The organism is Actinophytocola sediminis (assembly GCF_054779715.1).
The window spans coordinates 14908-34857 of record NZ_BAAGXS010000039.1; the positions used below are offsets into that span (position 1 = coordinate 14908).

Consider the following 19950-nt stretch of genomic DNA (forward strand, 5'->3'; position numbering starts at 1 on the left):
TCGCACCGCCGACGAACTCGGCGATGCCGACACCGGGCCGCTCGGCGGACCCGCCCAGCTCGTCACCGATGGACCGCAGCCGCCGGGCGAGCCGTACCCGCTCGGCCGGGTCGGCCTCGGTGAGCCGGACCACGAGACGGTCCAGCTCGGCATCGGGTGTCTCGCTCGCGGCCGGTGGCGCCGGCGTCAGGCTCGCCAGCAACGACTCGGCGAGATCATGCACGGTGGGATGATCGAACACGAGCGTCGGCGGCAGCGTCAGCCCCGTCCGCGTGGCGAGGCGGTTGCGTAGCTCGACGGCCGCCAGCGAGTCGAAGCCGAGTTCCCGGAACGCCCGGTCAAGCGCGACCTCCTCCACGCCGCGGTGCCCGAGCACTCCGGCGACCTGTTCGCGAACCAGTTCCAGCAGCATGGTCCGCCGCTCGGTGGCGTCCAGACCGACCAGCCGCGCCGCGATCGAGTCGCCGCTTCCCCGCTCCGGCTCGGGTTCGGCCGCCGCCACGATCTCGGTGAGCAGCGGCCGGGCCCTGGCCGCGGCGAACGCCGGTGCGAAAACCGGCCAGTCGATGTCCGCGATCGACACGGTGGTGTCGCCGGCCGCGACGGCCGTGCTCATGGCTCGCAGCACCACGTCGCGAGGGAGCACCCGGACGCCACGCCGCGCCAGCTGATCGCGGCGGGCCTGCTCCACGTCATCGACATCGTGGTCCCACAAGCCCCACGCGATCGCCACCGCCGACCGGCCACGGGCCCGACGCCGCTGCGCCAACCCGTCCAGGTAGGCGTTCGCCGCCGCGTGCGCGCCCTGCCAGGCGCCGCCCCACACGCCGGCAACCGAGGAGAACACCACGAACACCTCGGCGTCCTCGGCGAGCCGGTCCAGTTCCTCGGCCGGACCGGTCACCTGATCCACCTGGTCGGCGAACACCTTCGGATCGAGGTCCAGGATCGCGGTGGCGACAAGGGATTCCGGTACGTACACCACCGCCGTGACCGCGACGCCGGACGACTCGTCCCTACCGTGCACCAGCACCCGCTCGGCACCGTTGTCGACCAGCCACGCCGCGATCTCGGGGGCATGTCCGCGCAGCAGCACGGTGCCGCTCGGTCGCCACCCCGGCGAGCCGCGACCGAGCAACGGGGCCCGCACCAACCGCCGGACGAACACGCCGGACTCACGGACCGCGAGCTGGTCCTCCTCGCCCGCGGCCGCCAGCACGGACACCAACCGGTCGAGCACCCGAGTGCCCCCGGCCGCCGGCAGGTCGACCAGCCCACCCCACAACTCGGGGTGCTCCAGCGCGACGGTACGACCCAGACCCCACACCTGCGCCTGGCGCACGTCCCCGAGCGGATCGTCGGCGTGCACGCTGACCGCGCCGGCGGTCAGGCACCACACCGGCGCGGACACCTCGGTGTCGATGGCGGCGCGCACGAGCACCAGCGTGCGCACGGCGTCCCATGTGGACAGAATGCCGGCGATCGGACCGTTCTCGGCGGCGGCAAGGCCAACGGTGGCCGGATCGGCCACGTACACGACGGTCGCACCGCCTGCCCGCAGCGCGCCGGCCAGTTCGGTGTGCTCTCCCGCGTCGGCCTCGGCGCCGGCCAGCAGCCACGTGCCGGCCAGTCGGGCCGCCGGCTCCGGCGCCGGGCGCCACTCGACCCGGTACCGTTGATCGTCGGTTTCGGACCCTTCAACGGCGCCTCGGCGCCACGCCGACAACGCGGGCAGCACGGCATCGACCTGGCGCGGATCGGCGACGCCGAGAGTTCTGGCCAGCTCCTCGACGTCGGCGCGGTCCACGAGGTCCCAGAAAGCCCCGTCGATGCCGGACCCGCCGATGTCGGACCTGTGCGCCGGCCGCGAAGCGTCCGGCCAGTAGCGCCGGTAGTCGAACGCGTAGCCCGGCAGGTCGGCCTGCGCGGCGGCCGGTACCGCCGTCGACCAGTCGACCGGAACGCCGGCGACCCACGCGGCCGCGGCCGAGGCCAGCACCCGAGCCAACCCGCCGTCGTCGCGACGCAGCGTGCCAACGCCGACGGCACCCGGCACGGTGTCGCCGATCCCCGCCACCAGCACCGAGTGCGGGCTGATCTCCACGAACACGTTGCCGGTCAGCTCGGCCACGGCGTCGGCGAAGCGCACCCGCTCGCGCAGGTTGTGATACCAGTACTCGCCGTCGAGGGTCGCGGTGTCGACGGCCTCGGCGGACACGGTCGAGCGGAACTCCACCTCACCTGGTACCGGCCGGATCCCGGCGAGCTCGTCGACCAGTGGCTCGCGCAGCGCCGCCATCAACGGGGAGTGCGAGGCGTAGTCGACGGCGATGGGGCGCACCCACACCGCACGCTCGGCGCACCAGGCCGTCAGCGCGTCGAGGCCGGCAGCGGTGCCGGACACGATCGTGGTCGCCGGACCGTTGACGGCCGCCACCCACACGCCGTCGAGGTCGGGGATCTCCGCGACCGGCAGGCCGACAGACGACATCCCACCGGACATCCCGCCGGACATCCCGCCACGCCCGGCCGCCAGCTCGGCCACCAGTCGGCTGCGCACCACGACCACCCGAGCACCGTCGGCAAGCGACAGACCGCCGGCCACCACCGCGGCGGCCACCTCGCCCTGCGAGTGTCCGACCACTGCCCTCGGTGTCACGCCCAACCACGCCCAGACGGCCGCGAGCGAGACCATCACCGCCCACAGCACCGGCTGCACGACCTCGACCCGCTCCAGCGCGGCGGGGTCGGCGAGCACGTCGTACAGGTCCCACGGCACCAGGGTGGCCAGCACCTCCGCGCACGCCCGCATCCGTTCGGCGAACACCGGCGACTCGTCGAGCAGCGCACGGGCCATCCCGACCCACTGCGAGCCTTGGCCGGGGAACACGAACGTGGCGACCCTGGTCGCCTCGGCGTGCCCGGTGACCAGGTTGGGCGCCTCGACACCGGTCGCGAGCGCACGCAGGGCGCCCCGCAACTCATCGAGATCGGCGGCGACGAGCACCGCACGGTGCTCGAAGACCGCACGTCGCGCCAAGGTGGCGGCCACCTCGGCCAGCGAGGCGTCCTCACTGTCCACAGAGGACAACAGGGCGGCGGCCCGACGGCGCAGCGCCGCCGGTGTCCTGGCGGTCAACAGCACCGGGAGCGCTGCCGGACTCGGCTCACCGGTCGGCGCCGGCCCGGTATCCGCCGGCGCCTGCTCGACGATCACGTGTGCGTTCGTGCCACTGATGCCGAACGACGAGACGCCGGCGCGTCGTGGCCGACGCAGGTCCGGCCACGGCGTCGACTCGGTCAACAGCGCCACCGTGGCACCGGACCAGTCCACATGGGACGTCGGCTCGTCCACGTGCAGCGTGCGCGGCAACACCCCATGCCGCATCGCCTGCACCATCTTGATCACCCCGGCCACCCCAGCCGCCGCCTGCGTATGCCCGATGTTCGACTTCACCGAACCAAGCCACAACGGCACCTCCCGATCCCGGCCGTAGGTCGCCAACAGCGCCTGCGCCTCGATCGGGTCACCGAGCGATGTTCCCGTGCCGTGCGCCTCGATCGCGTCCACGTCCGATGTGGACAGTCCGGCCGTACGCAGGGCCTCGCGGATCACCCGCTGCTGGGAGGGACCGTTCGGCGCGGTCAGGCCGTTCGACGCGCCGTCCTGGTTGACCGCGGAGCCGCGGACCACGGCCAGCACCCGGTGCCCGTTGCGCCGCGCGTCCGACAGTCGCTCCAACAGGACCATGCCCGCGCCCTCGGCCCAGCCGACACCGTTCGCGTCGGCGGAGAAGGACCGGCAGCGACCATCCGGTGACAGCCCGCGCTGGCGGGAGAACTCGACGAAGGTGCCCGGGGTGGACATCACGGTCGCGCCGCCGGCGAGCGCGTAGTCGCACTCCCCGTCCCGCAACGACTTCGCCGCCAGGTGCAACGCCACCAGCGACGACGAACACGCCGTGTCCACGGTGACGGCAGGCCCCTCGAAGCCGAACGTGTAGGACACCCGACCGGACGCGACGCTGCCCGCGGTGCCGGTGCCGACATAGCCCTCCAGGTCCCCGATCGAGTCGCCGAGGCTGGTCACGTAGTCGTGGTACATCAGTCCGGCGAACACCCCGGTCCGCGAACCCTTCAACGCCAACGGATCCAACCCGGCGTGCTCCAACGCCTCCCACGACGACTCCAACAACAACCGCTGCTGCGGATCCATCGCCAACGCCTCACGCGGCGACACCCCGAAAAACTCCGCATCGAACTCCGCCGCCCCATACAGGAACCCGCCAGAGCGGGTGTAGGTCTTGCCGGGACGTTCCGGGTCGGGGTCGTAGATCCCGTCGACGTCCCAGCCGCGGTCGGTCGGGAACCCGCCGATCGCGTCGCCGCCGCGCTCGACCAGTGTCCACAGCTCGTCGGGCGTGCGAACGCCGCCCGGGTAACGACAGGCCATCCCGACGATCGCGATCGGCTCGTCGTCGCGCGCGACCACCCGTGCCTGCTCCGCCACGTCCTCGCCGAGCAGCTCGGCGACGAGGAACCGGCCGACGGCGGCCGGGGTCGGGTGGTCGAAGACCATCGTGGCCGGCAACGCCAGGCCAGTCGCCGCGGTGAGTCCGTTGCGCAGCTCGACCGCTGCCAGTGAGTCGAGGCCCAGTTCGGTGAAGGCGCGTTCGGCCACGATCGCCTCCGGCGAGGCGTGCCCGAGCACGGTCGCCACCTCGGTGCGCACGAGCTCCAGCGCGACCTGCTCTGGATCGACCGCCGCCAGGATCCGGTCACGCGGCTGGCCGCCGGTCGCGGACGGCCGCCGACGGGCACGTCGCGGCGGCGTGCCGCCGTTCATGGCAAGCAGCACCGGCGCGTCCGCGGCGTGCGCCAGGTCGAACATGGCCAGCCCGTCGTCCTGGCTCAGCGCGCCGACGCCCGCCCTGGCGAGCCGCGACCTGGCGACGTCGTCGAGGCCGGCTGCCATGCCGTCGGACTGCTCCCACGGACCCCACGCCATGGACACGGCCGGCAGGCCGAGCTCCGTGCGGTGCTCGGCGAGCGCGTCGAGGAACGCGTTGGCCGCGGCGTAGTTCGTCTGGCCAGGGCTGCCGAGCACACCGGCCGCGGAGGAGAACAGGACGAAGGCCGTGAGGTCGAGGTCGCGGGTCAGCTCGTGTAGATGCCAGGCGCCGTCCACCTTTGGTGCCAACACGGCGGCCAGCCGCTGCGGGGTCATGGTGGCCAGCGCGCCGTCGTCGAGCACGCCGGCCGCGTGCACGACCGCGGTCGGGGGATGCTCGCTGAGCAGCTCCCGCAGCGCGTTGCGGTCGGCGACGTCGCAGGCCGCGACGGTGACGTGCGCGCCGTGCTCGGCGAGCTCGGCGACCAGGTCGTCCGCGCCGCCGCGTCGGCTGGTCAGCACGAGCCGCCGCACGCCGTGCGCGACGACGAGGTGGCGGGCGACCAGCCGGCCGAGCGAACCGGTGCCGCCGGTGACCAGCACCGTGTCGGCGGGCCCGCACCCGGGTGTGTCGGCCACGGTGGCGCGCACCGTACGCGGCACGAACGCCCCGACGTGGCGGACCGCGACCTGCGGATCGCGCAGCGCCGCGGCGCGGGCCGCCAGCCGCCGCCAGCCGCCGGCCGCACCCTCCACATCGGACCAGTCGCCGTCCGGGTCGAGGTCGACGAGCACGAACCGATCCGGCCGCTCGGCCTGCGCGGCGCGCACCAGCCCCCACGCGGTCGCCGCCGGGAACTCCGCGCCCGCCATGACCGCGCCACGGGTGACCACGACCACCGGCTGGTCCGCCTTGACCAGGTCCAGTGCCCGCGACGCGATCGCGTGCGCCGCCGTGATCGGGTCGTCGTCCCCCACGCACAGCAGGACCGGGGCGACGTCGGCCAGGGGCGCGTCGGGCAGCTCGAGCGGCTGCCAGTCCACTCGGAACAGTCCACGTGCCGTGACTCCCCCGGTTGGCATCGGGGCGAAGGCGAGCTCGTCGATGGTCAGCACCGGCGTTCCGGCGGCATCGACAGCGCGCACCGAGATCACACCGCTGTCCTCGCGACGTAGCCGGGCGCGCAGCCGCGTGGCTCCGGTGGCGTGCAACCGCACGCCACGGAAGGAGAAGGGCAGCGCGGCACCGGTTCCCTCGGTCGCGAACCCTGGCGCGCCGACGCCGTGCAGTGCGGCGTCCAGCAGCGCCGGGTGCAACTCGAAACCGTCTGGCGCGGTCTGCTCCGCCAGCTCGACCTCGGCGAGCAGCTCACCGTCGTGCCGCCGCAGCGCGTGCAGACCGCCGAAGGCCGGGCCATGACGAAGACCGTGGTCGACCAGCGTCGCGTACAGCTCGTCGAGATCCACCCGCTCGCCGCCGGCCGGCCAGTCGGGCGCGGCGGGTCGGGCGCCGGAGTCCTCGAACGACACACTGGACGACACACTGGCCAACACACCGGACGCGTGCCTGGTCCACGACTCGCCGTCGCGACCGCGCGCGTGCACCACCACCGACCGCCGGCCACGCTCGTCCGGCGCGTCGAGCGAGATCTGCACGACCGTCTCGTCCTCGGCGAACACCATCGGCTCGTGCAGGGTCAGCTCATCGACGACACCGTGTCCAGCCCGCTCGCCGACGTGCATGGCGAGCTCGAGGTAGGCCGTGCCGGGGAACACGACCCGCTCCCCGACGCGGTGGTCGTCGAGCCAGGCGTGCGTGCTGGTCGACAACGTCCCCGTCGCGACCAGCCCGCCGTCAGCCAGTTCCACCACAGAGTCCAGCAGCGGATGCCGGTCACCGCCGGGCGACGAGGTCGGCAGCCAGAACCGACGGTGCCGGAACGGATAGGTCGGCAGGTCGACGGGCCGGCCCCGCCCGTCGAGCACGCGGTCCCAGTCCACCTCCACGCCGCGCACGTGCAGTTCGGCGACCGCTCGCCACACGCTGTCCGGCTCGTCCAGCGTGGCGCGCAGCAGCGGGACGGCCACGCCGTCGTCGACCAGCGCGGCCAGCACGCCGCCGGGGCCGACCTCGAGGAAAGTGCCGACGCCGCGCTCGCGCAGCGCGTCGAGCGTGTCGGCGAAACGGACGGTCGCCCGGACGTGCCGCACCCAGAACTCGGGGTCGGTCACGTCGCCGGCGACCATCGTGATCGCCGGCTCGCGGTAGGACAGGCCGGCCGCGACCGACCGCAACTCGTCGAGCATCGGCTCCATGTGGGGAGAGTGGAACGCGTGGCTGGTCCGCAGCCGCTTGGTGCGCCTGGCATCGGCGTGGAACGACGCCACGACGGCGGCCACCGCGTCCTCGTCGCCGGAGACCACGACCGCCGTCGGACCGTTGACCGCGGCGATGTCGATGGCGGCGATGTCGATCGCGGCGAGGTCGCCCACGGCCCCGCCGAGATCGGCGAGCCGGGCACGCACCTCGTCCTCGGTGGCCTCGACCGAGGCCATCGCACCGCCGGTCGGCAACTCCTGCATGAGCCGCGCGCGGGCGGCGACCAGCGTCGCCGCGTCCGCGAGGTCGAGCACGCCGGCGACGTGCGCGGCGGCGAGGTCACCGATCGAGTGCCCGGCGACGGCGTCTGGCCGGATGCCGTAGGACTCGACGAGGCGGAACAGCGCCACCTCGACGGCGAACAGTGCCGGTTGGGTGTAGCCGGTGCGGTCGAGCAGTTCGGCGTCACCGAACACGACCTCGCGCAACGGCCGGTCGAGCTGGCGGTCGAGGACGGCGCACACCCCGTCGAACGCGGCGGCGAACGCGGGGTTCGCGGCGTACAGCCGCTGCCCCATGCCGACCCGCTGCGACCCCTGGCCGGGAAACAGCACGGCGAGGCCGGTGTCGGCCGCCGTACCGGTCACGATGCGCGGATCCGCGTTGCCGGCGGCGAGCTGGTCGAGCAGTCGTGCGCGGTCGGCGCCGAGCAGCACCGCACGGTGGCGCAGCGGTTCCCGCGTGGTCGCGAGCGAATAGGCGACGTCGTGGTCGGCCGCCGTGTCCACCAGCGGACGCAACGCGCCGGCCGCGGCGCGCAGGGTCGCGTCGTCGGTGGCGGCGAGCAGCCACGGCAGTGCCACCGGTTCGCCGGCCACGGGCTCGACGGTCTGTTCCGCTGCCTGCTCCTGGGCCTGTTCGACGATCACGTGCGCGTTGGTGCCGCTGACGCCGAACGACGACACGCCGGCCCGGCGCGGCCGGCCGGTGCTCGGCCACGGGACCTGCTCGGTGAGCAGCGCGACCGCCCCGGCGGACCAGTCGACGTGCGCGGAGGGTTCGTCGACATGCAACGTCGCCGGCAGTACGCCGTGCCGCATCGCCTGCACCATCTTGATCACGCCGGCCACCCCGGCCGCCGCCTGGGCGTGGCCGAGGTTCGACTTCACCGAGCCGAGCCAGAACGGTGCCGCGCGGTCCTGACCGTAGGTGGCGAGCACGGCGTTCGCCTCGATCGGGTCACCGAGCCGGGTGCCGGTGCCGTGCGCCTCGCCGGCGTCCACCTCCGAGGGCGTCAGGCCGGCGGCGTGGAGCGCGGCGCGGATCACCCGCTCCTGCGCCGGACCGTTCGGCGCGGTCAACCCGTTGGACGCGCCGTCCTGGTTCACCGCCGAGCCGCGCACCACACCGAGCACCTGGTGGCCGTTGCGCCGTGCGTCGGACAGCCGTTCGACCACCAGCACGCCGACGCCCTCGGACCACCCGGTGCCGTCGGCCGCGGCGGCGAACGACTTGCAGCGGCCGTCCGGGGCGAGGCCACCCTGGCGGGAGAACTCGACGAACGTTCCCGGCGAGGCCATCACGGTGACGCCGCCGGCCAGCGCGATGTCGCACTCGCCGGCGCGCAGCGACTGGCCGGCAAGGTGTAGCGCGACCAGCGACGACGAACACGCGGTGTCCACGGTGACCGCCGGCCCCTCCAGGCCGAAGACGTAGGAGATGCGCCCGGACAACACGCTCGCCGCGCTGCCGGTGAGCAGGTATCCGGTCGAGTCGCCGGCCTCGTCGTGCAACCGAGGCCCGTAGTCCTGCCGCATGCCACCGACGAACACGCCGGTACGGCTGCCCCGCAACCGGCCGGGTCGGATGCCCGCGCGCTCGAACGCCTCCCAGCTCACCTCGAGCAGGAGCCGCTGCTGCGGGTCCATCGCCCGCGCCTCACGCGGCGAGAGCCCGAAGAAGTCGGGGTCGAAGTCACCGGCTCCGTCGAGGAAGCCACCCTGACGAGTTGTCGTCGCCGCGACGCTGGTGTCCCACCCTCGGTCGGTCGGGAAGTCGCCGATCGCGTCACCACCGGTGGCCACCAGTTGCCACAGGTCCTCCGGCGAACGAACCCCACCGGGGAAGCGGCAGGCCATCCCCACGATGGCGATCGGCTCGTCGGTGACCACCGGTGCCAGTACCGGTGCCGGAGCTGGCCGCGCACCCGGCGCAGCCGTGCCGAGGTCCTCGAGCAGTCGTTGCGCCAGCCGGGTCGCCGACGGGTGGTCGAACACCATGGTCGCCGGCAACCGCAGCCCGCTGGCCGCGGCGAGGCGGTTGCGCAGCTCCACGGCGGTCAGCGAGTCGAGTCCCAGCTCGCGGAACGCGCGGCTCGCACTGACCGAGTCAGCCGCGCCGAGCCCCAGGACCGCGGCCGCCTCGGCACGGACGACGGCCAACACCGCGCCGAGCCGCTCGGCCTCCGGCAGCGTCGCGAGCCGTTGGGCGAGCGTGCTGTGCTGACCGGGACGCGCGTCGGCGACACCACGGCGTACCGCGGGCCGGGCCAGGCCCCGCAGCAGTGGCGGCACCTCACCGCGCAGCCCCGCGGTGTCCAGCTTCACCGGCACGACCGCCGCCGCCGTCTGGCGCAGGGCGGCGTCGAACAGCGCGAGACCCTCCTCATCGGACAGTGGCGCCGCACCGGCGCGGCGCAGCCGTCGCAGGTCGGTCTCGCGGAGATGTCCCGTCATCCCGCTGGCCCGCTCCCACATGCCCCACGCCAGTGACAGCGCGGGCAGGCCGGCCGCGCGCCGCCGCCTGGCCACGGCGTCCAGCGCGGCGTTGGCGGCGGCGTAGTTGCCCTGTCCCGGCCCGCCGAACACACCGGCGGCCGAGGAGAACACCACGAACGCCGCCAGGTCGCGGTCGCGAGTCAGCTCGTCGAGGTGGTGCGCGGCGTCGACCTTCGGCGCCAGGACCCGGTCGACCTGGTCCGGGGTCAGCTCGCTGATCACCGCGTCGTCCAGTACCCCCGCCGCGTGCACGACAGCGGTGAGGTCGGGGATGGCGGCCAGCAGACGTTCGGTCTGTGCGCGGTCGGCGAGGTCGCAGGCGACGACCTCGACCTCGGCGCCCTCGATCGGCTCGACGGTGCCACCGCTACGGCTGGCCAGCACCAGCCGGCGCACCCCGTGTGCGGCCGCCAGGTGACCGGCGACGAGCCGGCCGATGGCGCCGGTACCGCCGGTGATGAGCACGGTTGCGTCCTGGTCGATGGCGCGCGGCACGGTGAACACGTTCTTCCCGATGTGCCTGGCCTGCTGCATGGACCGGAACGCGCCGACCGCGTCCCGGATGTCCCAGGCGGTCACCGGCAGGTCGGCGTCGAGCGCGACGACCTCGGCGAGCAGCGCACCCATCCGCTCGGGACTCGCCTCGGCGAGGTCGAAGGCGCGATAGGTGATGCCGGGGAACGAGTCGGGCTCGCGGATGTCGGTCTTGCCCATCTCCAGCAGCCACCCGCCGGGCTTGACCCGACGCGCCGACGCGTCGACGAACTCGCCGGACAGGCTGTTGAGCACCACGTCCACGGGCGGGAACCGGTCGGCGAACTCGAGCGTCCTGGACGACGCGAGGTGCTCGTCGTCCAGGCCGATCGCGCGCAGCGCGTCCCACTTGCCTTCGCTTGCGGTGCCGTACACCTCGGCGCCGAGGTGCTTGGCGAGCCGGACCGCGGCCATGCCGACGCCGCCGGCCGCGCCGTGCACGAGCACCGACGCGCCCCGCCCGAGGCCGGCCAGGTCGACCAGTCCGAAGTAGGCGGTCAGGTAGGCGATCGGCAGGGCGGCCGCCCGTCGGTAGGACCAGCCGTCCGGAACTCGGGCGAGCATCCGGCGGTCGGTCACCGCCGTCGGCGCGAACGCCCCCTCGACCAGACCGAACACGCGCTCGCCGGGCATCAGGTCGGTGACCTCGGCGCCGACCTCGGTGACGACACCGGCCGCCTCGCCGCGCGGGTCGTCGTGCCCGTCGATGACGCCGAGAGCGAGCAGTACGTCGCGGAAGTTCATGCCGGCCGCCCGCACGGCGATCCGGACCTGCCCCGGCTCGAGCGAGGGCGGCTCGTGCGCGACGAACCCCAGGTCATCCAGTCCGGAGAGGCCGACGAGGTTGAGGCGCCACGACGGCTCCGGCAGCGTCTCGCGCGCACGGACCAGCCTCGGCACCGACACGGCGTTGTCCCGCAGCGCGACATGCGGCTCGTCGACGGGCAGGGCGAGCTCGGCGAGGGTGTCGGCATCGGTGTGGTCGGACTCCACGAGCACGATCCGGCCCGGCTGCTCGGCCTGCGCGGCCCGCACCAGGCCGCCGGCCGCCGCGGCGACGGGGTCGGTGGTCGCCGAGCCGGTGACGATCACCAGCGGGTCCTGGTCACCGCGCAGCACGTCGAGTCCGCGCAGTACCGCGTCGCGCTCGTCGACCCCGCCGACGACCACGACACTCGTCGGGTCGACCGGCACCAGGGCCGTGGTCGGCGCCACCCAGTCCACCCGCAGCGGCGCATCGTGGCGCTGGGCGGCCATCGACGCGGACCTCGACGCGGACATCGCCCGGAACGCGAGCGACTCGACGGTGGCGACCGCGTTCCCCGCCGCGTCGGCGAGCTCGATGGACGCGGTGTCGGGCCCGACGGACACGATGCGCGCCCGCAGCACGGCGGCGCCCGCCGCATGGAGGGTCACCCCCGACCAGATGAACGGCAGCCGGGTTTCCTCGCCACTGATGGTGGCGGTGAGGCCGAAGGCCCGGACAGCCGCGTCGAGCGCCGCCGGGTGCAGGCCGAACCGCTCCGCGTCGCGGTCGGCCGGCTCAGCAAGGCGCACCTCGGCGAACACCTCGTCGCCACGGCGCCAGGCCGCGTGCAGTCCCTGGAAGGTCGGGCCGTAGCCAAGGCCGGCGGCCGCGAGATCGGCGTGCAGCCCGTCCAGCGGGACGGGTTGCGCGCCGGGCGGCGGCCACTGCGCCGCGAACTCGTGCCGTGGGCCGGGCTGGCTGGTGGCGAGCACTCCGGTCGCGTGCCTGGTCCACTCGCCGTCGGAGGAGGAAGAGGAGAAGATGGCGACCGACCGCGCGCCGAGGTCGTCGGGAGCGCCGACCGCGACCTGCAGCCGGACCGCGCCCCGATCCGGGAGTTCCAGCGGCGCGCCGACGGTCAGCTCGGCGAGGTGTCCACAGCCGACGTGGTCACCGGCCCGGCCGGCCAGCTCGACGAAGGCGGTGCCGGGCAACCAGACCCGGCCGCCGACGGTGTGGTCGGCGAGCCACGGGTGGGTGGCCACCGAGAGCCGGCTGGTGAACACGGTCCCGTCGGCGTCGGCGAGGGGCACCGCCGCGCCGAGCAACGGGTGCCCGGTGCCGTCGGCCCCGTCCGCGTTCGTGGCGTCCCACCAGTAGCGGCGCCGCTGGAACGGGTAGGCGGGCAGGTCGACCCGGCGCCGGCCCGGCAGCAACTCCGTCCATTTCGGACTGAACCCGCGAACGTGCAACTCGGCGGCCGAGAGCAGGAACCGCGCCAGGCCACCCTCGCCGCGACGCAGCGTGCCCGTCACCACCGCGTCGTGCCCGACCTCCTCAAGAACCTCCTGTGTCCCATAGGTCAACACCGGGTGCGGGCTCATCTCGACGAACGCCGAGAACCCCTGCTCCGCGAGCGCCAGCACCCCAGCCGCGAACCGCACCGGCTGCCGCAGGTTCGCGAACCAGTACTCGGCGTCGACCTCGGTACCGGTCAGCCACTCCCCCGTCACCGTCGACAACATCGGCACCTCGGCCGTCGTCGGCACGATCCCGCTCAGGTCGGTGAGCACCCGCTCCCGAACGTCCTCCACCCGCGCCGTGTGCGACGCGTACCCGATGGGCACCCGCCGCGCCAGCACCCCCTCGGCAACGCACTCCGCCGCCAGCTCCGCGAGTGCCGAGGACCCGCCAGCCACCGCGACCGACCGTGGACCGTTCACCGCGACCACAGCAAGATCACGACCAGCGACCCGCGCCGCCACCACGTCAGCGGGCAACCCCACCGACAGCATCCCACCGTGATCGGTCAGCACTTCCGCGATGGCCCGACCACGACGAACAACGACCTCGGCCCCAGCACGCAACGACAACGCGCCCGCCACCACCGCCGCCGCGATCTCCCCCTGCGAATGCCCGACCACGGCATCTGGCGCCAGTCCAACCGAACGCCACACCGCGGCGAGCGAGACCATCACCGCCCACGACGCCGGCTGCACCACGTCGTCGCGTGCCAACGCCGCCGCGTCGCCGAGCACCTCGAACAAGTCCCACGAGACCAACCCGGAGAACGCGTCGGCACACTCACGCATCCGCGCCGCGAACACCGTGGACTCGGCCAACAAGTCCCGAGCCATGCCCACCCACTGCGCACCCTGCCCGGGGAAGACGAACACCACCTTGCCGCTGAGGTCGGCGACTCCGGTCAGCGACAGGGACGACAGGCCGTCGAGCAGTTCGCCGCGGTCCCGGCCGACGACGACCGCCCGGTGCGCCAACGAGGTCCGGCCGGCGAGCGAGAACGCCACATCCGCGACCTCGTCCGGCGAGTCGCGCAACCGGTCGCGCAGTTGGTCCGCCCGCGCACGCAACGCACCCGCGGTGTGGCCGGACAACACGAGCGGCACCACGGCAGGCGGGCCGTCCTGCGAGAGCTGGTCGGGCTCGTCAGGTTGGGCAAGCTCCTCGGCCTGTTCGAGGATGACGTGTGCGTTGGTACCACTCACCCCGAACGCCGACACCGCACCCCGCCGCGGCCGACCCACCACCGGCCACTCCCGCGACTCCGCCAACAACGACACCGCACCCGACGACCAGTCCACATGCGACGACGGCTCGTCCACATGCAGAGTCCGCGGCATAACTCCGTGCCGCAACGCCATCACCGTCTTGATCACTCCACCAACACCAGCAGCCGCCTGCGCATGACCAATATTCGACTTCAACGACCCCAACCACACCGGCCCAACCCGATCCTGCCCATACGTCGCCAACAACGCCTGCGCCTCAATCGGATCACCCAACGACGTACCCGTACCATGCCCCTCCAGCAGGTCAACATCCCCTGTGGACAGCCGAGCGTTCGCCAACGCGCGCAACACGAGCCGTTGCTGGGACGGCCCGTTCGGCGCGGTCAGGCCGTTCGACGCGCCATCCTGGTTGACCGCCGATCCCCGCACCACAGCCAACACCCGGTGCCCGTTGCGTCGCGCGTCGGACAACCGCTCCAACACCAACATCCCGACACCCTCGGACCAGCCCGTACCATCCGCACCCGCCGAAAACGCCTTACACCGACCATCAACCGACAATCCCCGCTGCCGCGAGAACTCCACGAAAACGTCCGGCGTCGACATCACCGTCACCCCACCGGCCAACGCCAACCCACAATCACCCAACCGCAACGACTGCGCGGCCAGATGCAACGTCACCAACGACGAAGAACACGCCGTGTCCACAGTGACGGCCGGTCCTTCGAAGCCGAAGGTGTAGGCGAGCCGGCCGGTGGCGACGCTGCCCGCGCTGCCGCTGCCGAGATATCCCTCCAGCTCGGCGGGAATGGTGGGGAGCCGCCCGGCGTAGTCGTGGTACATCACCCCGGCGAACACCCCGGTCCGCGAACCCTTCAACGCCAACGGATCCAGCCCGGCGTGCTCCAACGCCTCCCACGACGACTCCAACAACAACCGCTGCTGGGGATCCATCGCCAACGCCTCACGACGACTGATCCCGAACAGGTCGGCGTCGAAGTCGAGGGCGTCCGCGAGGAACCCGCCGTTGCGGGTGTAGCAGGTACCCGCCCGATCCGGATCCGGGTCGTAGAGCGCGTCGAGATCCCAACCCCGGTCGGTCGGGAACTCACCGACCGCGTCTGTCTCCTCAGTGACCAACCGCCACAGGTCCTCCGGCGAGCGCACCCCACCCGGATACCGGCACGCCATGCCCACGATCGCGATCGGCTCGGTGTAGTGCTCCTCGACGTCGCGCAGCCGCCGACGGGCATCCTGTGCCTCGCCGATCGCGCGCCTCAGGTACTCGCGCAGCTTGTCGTGGTCACTCATGTTGGTCAACTTCCCCCTCGTACCTGTCCGATGCCCGCGTTCGTGCTCACTCCGCGCCCAGGTTCTCGACGAGGTCGAACAGCTCGTCGTCGGAGGCCGAGCCGAGGTCGCCGGCCGGTGCGTCGCCGCCGCCGTCGGCGTGGTGGTGCGAAAGCAGAGTGCGTAACCGGGACACCAGGCGCCCCTTGGTGATCTCGTCCAGCTCGTCGCGTCGCAGTTCCGCCTCCACGCGGTCGACGGCGTCGAACACCGACGGTTGGTCGCCGTCCACCGCGAGCTCGCCGAGCAGGTGGCGGGCCAATATCCGGGGGGTCGGGTGGTCGAACACCGCAGTCGCCGGGAGGCGCAGACCGGTCGCGCGCTTCAGCGTGTTGCGCAGCTCGACCGCCAGCAACGAGTCGAACCCGAGTAGGCGGAACGCCCGCTCCGGCTCGACGGCTGACGGTCCTGGCGCGCCGAGCACAGCCGCCACGTGGCCGCGGACGAACTCCACGACCGCGTCCTCGCGAGCGGTCTGCGGAAGCGCGGCCAGTCGCGCACGAATGTCGACCGCCGCCTCCTGGTCGGTGCTCCTCCGGCGCGGCGACTGGCGCAGTAGCGCCGGCACCAGCACCGGGTCGGCGTCGGCCGCGGCGTCGACGACACCGACCCCCAGCGCCGCGTCGAACAGCGAGAGCCCCTGCTCCGCGGACAACGGCACCACGCCGGCGCGGGAGATCCGGTGGCGGTCGGCGTCGGTGAGGTGTCCGGTCATGTCACCGGACTGCTCCCACAGACCCCACGCCAGCGACAGCCCCGGCAACCCGGCCGCCGCCCGCCGGCGCGCCATCGCGTCCAGCACGGCGTTGGCCGCGGCGTAGTTGGCCTGGCCGGCCGCCCCAAGCGTCCCGGCCAGCGACGAGAACAGCACGAACGCGGACAGACCACTGTCGCGGGTCAGCTCGTCGAGGTGCATCGCGGCGTCGACCTTGACGCGGAACACCGCGCGCAGCCGTTCCGGGGTGAGCGCGGTGAGCACGCCGTCGTCGAGCACCCCGGCCGCGTGCACGACCGCGCCGATGTCGTGCCGGGACAGCAGCTCGGCGAGCGCGGCGCGGTCGGCGACATCGCACGAGGCGATAGTGACGTCCGCGCCGAGCCCGGTGAGCTCCGCGTGCAGCTCGCGGGCGCCTGGCGCGCTCATGCCGCGACGGCTGACCAGCAGCAGACTGCGGGCGCCGTGCTCGCGGACGAGATGACCGGCGAGCAGGGTGCCGAGGGCGCCGGTCGCACCGGTGATCAGCACTGTTCTGTCCGGCTTCCAACCGGCCGGGCCGCCCGGCGTGACCGGGGTCAGGCGCGGAACCATGGCGACGCCGGCGCGCAGCACGAGCCGGGACTCACCGGTGGCCAGCGCGGCAGGCAGCGCCGCAAGGGACTCGGCGCGACCATCGAGCTCGACCAGCACGAAACGATCCGGGTGTTCGACCTGTGCGGCGCGGACCAACCCGGCCACGGCGGCGTCGGCCGGCTCGTACGGGGCGGTCGCGGCGTCCCGCACGAGGAACACCAGACGTGTCTGGTCCTGGCGGTCCTCGGCCAGCCAGTCCTGGGTCAGCGCCAGCGCCCGCGACGCCGACGCCACCGCCGCGTCGTGCACGGTGCCGTCGCGCACGGTGTCGTCGCGCACCGCCGGCGCGGTGAGCACGACATCGCTGCCGGCGGTACCGGCCAGGTCCTCGTGGGCGGGCAGGCCGAGACCGAACTCGTCGGCGCCGAGGACGGCCCACGCGCCACGCGCCGCCGTGGTCACCGACAACTCGGTCCAGTCAGGACGGAACAGCGCGTCGGGGGTCAACTGCGCCGCGGCCAACGGGCGGACGACCAACTCGTCCACCGACGCGACCGGCCGGCCGGCCTGGTCGGTCACGGTGATCGCGATGGTGTCCTCGGCGACCACGCGCAGCCGCACCCGCAGCACGTCCGAAGTGGACGCGGTGACCGTGGCGCCGCGCCAGCTGAACGGCAACCGACTCTGGCTGACCAGCCCAAGCGGGTGCAGCGCGGCGTCGAGTATCGCGGGGTGCACGGCGAACCCGCCGGCGGCCAGTCCGTCCGGTCGAGCCAGTTCAGCGAACAACTCGTCGCCGTGCCGCCACATCTCGCGCACCCCGCGGTACGCCGGCCCGTAGTCGATGCCATGCTCGGCGAACCGGTCATACAGGTCGGCGACCGACTCCTGCCGGGCACCCGCCGGTGGCCACTGGCCCTCGGGCACCGGCTCGGCCGGGGCGAGCGGAGCGAGCACGCCGTCGGCGTTGAGGGTCCAGCCGCCGTCGGTGGACGAACGCAGGCGCACGGCGCATCTGCCGTCCGGGTCGGGCGCCGCCACGATCAACTGGATCGCCACCCCACCCCGCGCTGGCAGCACGAGCGGGCTGTGCATGGTCAGCTCCTCGACCAGCGCGCAGCCGACCCGTGCGCCGGCGTGCGCGGCCAACTCCACCATGCCGGTACCGGGCACCAGTACCGAGCCGAGTACGGCGTGGTCGGCCAGCCACGGGTGGGTGGCCACCGAGATCCTGCCGGTGAACAGCAGCGCGTCGGTGCCGTCCAACTCGACGCCGGCGCCGAGCAGCGGGTGGTGCGTTTCGTCCATGCCGAACGCGGTGACGTCGCCGGTGCGGCCGGGGACCGACTCCGGCCAGTACCGGTGGTGTTCGAAGGGATAGGTCGGCAGCTCGACCGGACGAGGCGTGACCTTGGCGAACAGCCGGGACCAGTCGACCGCCACGCCCCTGGTGTGCAGCTCGGCGGCGGAGAGCAGGAACCGCGCCAGACCACCGTCGTCCCGACGCAACGTACCCGTCACCACCGCGTCGTGACCGACCGCCGACACCCCGACATCCGCAACCGTCTCCTCCACACCCATCACCAACACCGGATGCGGACTCACCTCAACAAACACCTCATGCCCAGCACTCAACAACGCCCGCGTCGCCGCCTCAAACTCAACCGGCTCCCGAACATTCCGGAACCAATAACCAGCATCCATCAACTCGCCATCGACAACACCACCAGTCACCGTCGAGTACAACGGCACCCGCGACGCCACCGGCCGCACCCCGCCAAGCCTCTCCAACAACGCATCCTCAATCACATCCACCGAACGCGAATGAGCAACAAAATTGGCGCCAGGAACCCACCACCGCATTACCCCCGCCCGCGACAACTCCCGCTCCAACCCCTCCAACTCCTCAACCCCACCAGCCACCGCAACCGAACGCGGCCCATTCACCGCCGCAACAGACAACCCCGCAAAACCCGCAATCCGCTCCCGAACAGACTCCACACCATCAACAACAGACAACATCCCCCCATCCACACCAGCAAGACACTCGACCAACAACCGCGACCGCACCGCCACCACCCGAGCCGCGTCCTCAAGCGACAACACCCCAGCAACACACGCAGCAGCGATCTCACCCTGCGAATGCCCCACCACCGCGGCCGGCACCACCCCCAACGACCGCCACAACCCCGCCAACGACACCATCACCGCAAACAACACCGGCTGCAACACATCAACCCGAGAGACATCCGGCGCACCCGAATCCCCCCGCAACACCCCCACCACCGACCAACCAGTCAACTCCCCCAACACCACATCACACTCACCCATCCGCTCCGCGAACACCGCGGACTCGGACAACAACTCCCGACCCATCCCCACCCACTGCGAACCCTGCCCAGGAAAGACAAGAACAACCTTGCCGTCGGTCCGACGGCCGTCGCCGAGCACGACGTTCGCCGCGGCGACGTCGTTCACGAGCGCGTCCAGTCCGGACCGGACCGCGTCCTGGTCGCGCGCCACGACCACCGCGCGGTGGTCCAACGCGGCGCGGCCGGTGACCAGCGCCCGCGCGGCGTCGGCGGTGGCCACGTCCGGGTGGGTCAGCAGTCGCCGAGCCTGGTCGCGCAGCGCTGCCGCGCTCGCGGCGGACAACAGCCACGGCAACGGCTCGGTGACCTCGGCGAGACTGTCCTCTTCGGACTGGTCGCCTTGTTCGAGGATGACGTGTGCGTTGGTGCCACTCACCCCGAACGCCGACACCGCACCCCGCCGCGGCCGATCCACCACCGGCCAATCACGCGACTCCCTCAACAACGACACCGCACCCGACGACCAATCAACATGCCCCGACGGCTCACCAACATGCAACGTCCTCGGCATCACCCCAAACCGCAACGCCTGCACAACCTTGATCACCCCACCAACACCAGCAGCCGCCTGCGCATGACCGATGTTCGACTTCAACGACCCCAACCACACCGGCCCAACCCGATCCTGCCCATACGTCGCCAACAACGCCTGCGCCTCAATCGGATCACCCAACGACGTACCCGTACCATGCCCCTCCAGCAGATCAACATCCCCCGTGGACAACCGAGCGTTCGCCAACGCCTGGCGGATGACCTCCTGCTGGGCGAGCCCGTTCGGCGCGGTCAAGCCATTCGACGCGCCATCCTGGTTGACCGCCGATCCCCGCACCACAGCCAACACCCGGTGCCCGTTGCGCCGCGCGTCGGACAACCGCTCCAACACCAACATCCCGACACCCTCAGCCCACCCCGTACCA

At 72.6% G+C, this 19950-nt stretch carries 1 protein-coding gene and 1 pseudogene; both read right to left on the reverse strand.

What is annotated here, in order from left to right:
• Positions 1-199: 199 nt before the first annotated feature.
• A pseudogene (locus ACYVIP_RS24275) lies at positions 200-15319 on the reverse strand (SDR family NAD(P)-dependent oxidoreductase); the annotation flags it as partial.
• Positions 15320-15377: 58 nt separating this feature from the next.
• A partial coding sequence (locus tag ACYVIP_RS24280; protein ID WP_460400153.1) for a type I polyketide synthase occupies positions 15378-19950 on the reverse strand: 4573 nt, incomplete at its 5' end.